Source organism: Nonomuraea sp. NPDC001684 (assembly GCF_053596515.1).
The window spans coordinates 1-3,629 of record NZ_JBSFGJ010000671.1; the positions used below are offsets into that span (position 1 = coordinate 1).

3 protein-coding genes and 1 pseudogene are annotated in these 3,629 nt (G+C 73.8%); 2 read left to right on the forward strand and 2 right to left on the reverse strand.

Annotation, left to right across the window (positions count from 1 at the left end; genetic code table 11):
- Positions 1–139: 139 nt before the first annotated feature.
- A complete protein-coding gene (locus ACWCSD_RS49790; protein WP_449926391.1) occupies positions 140–580 on the reverse strand; it encodes a hypothetical protein in 441 nt (146 codons plus the stop codon).
- 155 nt (positions 581–735) lie between these two features.
- On the opposite strand from ACWCSD_RS49790, the gene ACWCSD_RS49795 reads away from it, so the two are divergent.
- Positions 736–1,392, forward strand: a complete 657-nt coding sequence (locus ACWCSD_RS49795) for a response regulator transcription factor (RefSeq protein ID WP_352325242.1) — start codon at positions 736–738, stop codon at positions 1,390–1,392.
- Positions 1,389–2,528, forward strand: a complete 1,140-nt coding sequence (locus ACWCSD_RS49800; protein ID WP_397156519.1) for a sensor histidine kinase — start codon at positions 1,389–1,391, stop codon at positions 2,526–2,528. The genes ACWCSD_RS49795 and ACWCSD_RS49800 overlap by 4 nt, the downstream gene beginning before the upstream one ends.
- A gap of 25 nt (positions 2,529–2,553) precedes the next feature.
- On the opposite strand, the pseudogene ACWCSD_RS49805 reads toward ACWCSD_RS49800, so the two are convergent.
- Positions 2,554–3,629: pseudogene (locus ACWCSD_RS49805) on the reverse strand (hypothetical protein); the annotation flags it as partial.

Genomic DNA, 3,629 nt, shown 5'->3' on the forward strand with positions numbered 1-3,629 from the left:
GCGGCCGTCCTGGTCAGCCCGGCCAGCGCGAGCAGCAGCCCCGCCACCGCCGCGGCCCGCGCCGACGGCACCCCGGGCCAGCCGCGCGGCGCGCCCGAGGGGGCGTGCCGCCACATCAGGACCACCAGCGCGGCGGTGATCAGGAAGATGACCTGGAGGTCCGACAGCACGGCGTGCTCCAGCCGGAGGAAGGACGGGTCGAACAGCACCGGCACGGTCGCCAGGGCGGCCCCCAGCCGGGCAGCGAACGGCGGCGCAGCAACGCGTAGATCATCACGCCGATCCCCAGGCCCATGGCGTGCTGCACCCCGGCGACCAGCTCCACGCTGTGGAAGGGCCGCAGGGCCCACAGGAACCAGGAGTACCCGGCGGGGTGGAAGGCCGCCTGGGGCCGCAGGTGCACGGCTGTGTCCAGGTACGTGAAGGAGTCGTACCAGTAGAGCTGCGCCGTGTCGTACCCGAGCATGACCAGCACGCGCAGCGCGGCGGCGAGCGCCAGCACGCAGGCGAACAGCCCGTGGCCGCGCGGGCGGCGCGCGGCGGGCGCGAGCGGACGCGTCCCGGCCAGGGTGGCTGCCATGACCTTCTCCCCCGTAGCCGACCGGGCCGGTCCCGGTCGTACGGGAGGCAGTCCAGCGGGACGCCGATAACCTGAGCGTCACCGGAACTGGTTACGCCCGCGTTATGCGGTCTGGTCCAGACTTGCGGCATTTATGATCTTCTTGGGGGCTACAAGTGCGGGTTTTGATCGCCGAGGACGAGCGCATGCTCGCCGACTCGATCGCCGAGGGCTTACGGGGCGAGGCGCTCGCCGTGGACGTCGCCTATGACGGGGAGGCGGCGCTGGAACGGCTCGGCGTGCACGACTACGACGTGCTCATCCTCGACAGGGACCTGCCGGGGGTGCACGGCGACGAGGTGTGCCGGACGGTGGTCGAGCAGGACCGGCTGGTCAGGGTGCTCATGCTGACGGCGTCCGGCGACGTGCGCTCGCGGGTGTCGGGGTTGTCGCTGGGGGCCGACGACTACCTGCCCAAGCCGTTCGCGTTCGAGGAGCTGGTGGCGCGGGTGCACGCGCTCGGGCGGCGCGCCCGCCGGGCCGACCCGCCGATGCTGGAGCGGGCGGGCGTGCGGCTGGACTGGGCGCACCGGCAGGTGTTCCGCGACGGCGTGTACGTCCCGCTGGCCCGCAAGGAGTTCGGCGTGCTGGCCGAGCTGCTGCGCGCCCAGGGCGCGGTGGTCTCGGCCGAGGACCTGCTGGAGAAGGTCTGGGACGAGCACATCGACCCGTTCACCAACACCGTGCGGACCACGATGATGAAGCTGCGCAAGAAGCTCGGCGAGCCGCAGGTGATCGAGACCGTCCCCGGATCGGGGTACCGCATCCCATGACCGTGCGCATGCGTTTCGCCCTGGCCTGCGCCGGGGTGTTCCTCTTCCTCGGCGCCCTGACGGTGACCGGGGTGTACTTCGTCGTCCGGTCGCAGCTGGAGTTCCGGGCGGACCTGATCAGGCCCGACTTCCCCCGGCAGTACTCCTACGGCGACTCCTACGAGTCCGCCTACCGCAACGCGATGCGGGTGCGCGCGGCCTACCAGCGCGAGACGCTGAGCGGCGTGCGCACGGTGGGCGGGCTCATCGTGCTGGCCGCCACGGCCGGGGCGTTCGGGGTCGGCTGGCGGGCGGCGGGCTGGGTGCTGCGGCCGGTCAAGGCGGTGACCGAGACCGCCCGCCGGGTCGCCCAGAGCCACGACCTGACCGAGCGCATCGCCTACGAGGGCCCGCGCGACGAGGTCAAGGAGCTCACCGAGATCTACGACACCATGCTCGGCCGGCTGGCCCGCTCGTTCGACGGGCAGCGCCGGTTCGTCGCCAACGCCTCGCACGAGCTGCGCACCCCGCTGACGATCAACCGCACCCTGGTGGACGTCGCCGTGCGCCGCCCCGACGCCACCGACGACGTCAAGCGGCTCGGCGAGTCGCTGCTGCTGGTCAACGCCCGGCACGAACGCCTCATCGACGGCCTGCTGGCTCTGGCCGAGGGCGAGCAGGCGGTGCTGGACCGGCGGCCCTTCGACCTGACCGACGTCGCCGAGCACGTGCTCGACCAGGCCGGCGAGGAGGCGGCCGAGCGGGACGTGACGATCCACCGGCTGCTGGACTCGGCGCCGACGACGGGCGAGGCGGTGCTGGTCGAGCGGCTGGTGCAGAACCTGGTGGAGAACGCGATCCGGCACAACCAGCCCAAGGGCGAGGTGTGGGTGACCACGCGGCGGCGGGCCGAGCAGGTCGAGCTGGTGGTGGCCAACACCGGGCTGCACGTGCCGCCGTACGAGATCGAGACGATCTTCCAGCCGTTCCGGCGGCTGCACGGCGACCGGCTGCGCTCGGAGCGGGGCAGCGGGCTCGGCCTGTCGATCGTGCGGGTCATCGCCGAGGCCCACGAGGGCACGGTCACCGCCAGGCCGCGCGACGAGGGCGGCCTGACGATCACCGTGGAGCTGCCGGTGGACCGGTCCGCGCCCTGACCTCCGGCGTGCCGCCGCCGGTGGATCAGTCGCCGTCCTGGCGGATCTGCCAGAGTTCCTCCTCCGGCACGCCCGCCTTGACCAGTTGCTCCCAGGTCGCCACGCGCTCGGTCGGGTCGGCCAGCACCAGGCCGAGCAGCGGGCGCAGCTCGGCGTGGTCCGCGCCGTCCTCGCGCCACAACGCGCCCAGCGCCCGGTGCACCGCCGGGGACCGCACGGCCGCCGTCTCCACCAGCTCCCGCAGGACGGCCACCCGGTCGTGGAAGCGCAGCGCGCGCCCCTCCCCCACGGCCAGCATCAGCAGGTCGAGCAGCCTGCGATGGCGGGGCGCGTGACCGGTGGCGGCGGCGACGATCGCGTCGCCCATGGCGGTGCCCTCGCCGCCGCCGAGGATCACCTCCTCCTGGCCCGGCCCGGCGACGCGGTGCGCCGACAGGGCGTTGACCAGGCCCGTCCAGCCCTCGTGCCCGAGCTGGCCCTTCCACAGGTGGCTGAAGGACGCCCAGCGGCCCAGCGGGTCGGGCCCGCCCAGGAGGTGCGAGACGGGCACGGGCTCCGGCGAGGCGGCCACGATGAGCAGCGCCAGGTTGGCCGAGTAGGCGGCCAGGCGGCGGGTGACGGGATGGCGCACCGGCTCGAAGCCGGTGAAGCAGCGGCGGCGGCGCTCGTACAGGGACCGGCGCAGCAGCCCGGCCAGGTGGGTCACGCACCGGGCGCGTACGGCCGCCGGCACCTCGTCCAGCAGCTCCAGGATGAACCCGACCGTCGGCCCGCGCTCGGCCAGGCAGGAGAACGACGTGACCGCGTACAGCAGGTCGTCGTCCACGCTCTGGGCCAGGGCCAGCGGCTCGTCCCCGGCCAGGCGGCGGCGCCGGTCGAGGTCGCGCAGCGCGTACACGGTCAGCCAGGCCGTCAGGAACTCGCCGAAGGTGGAGTGCAGGAAGGAGTGGCCGTCGCGGCGGATGAAGAAGAAGCGCTCGGTGGCCCGGCGGGCCCAGTCGACGGGCGGGCGCGGCTCGTCGGGCTCGTCCTCGCCGCCTTCGCACAGGGCGGGCAGGTCGCGGGCGAGGTCCTCCTCGGTGATGACCTGCCGGCCGCGGG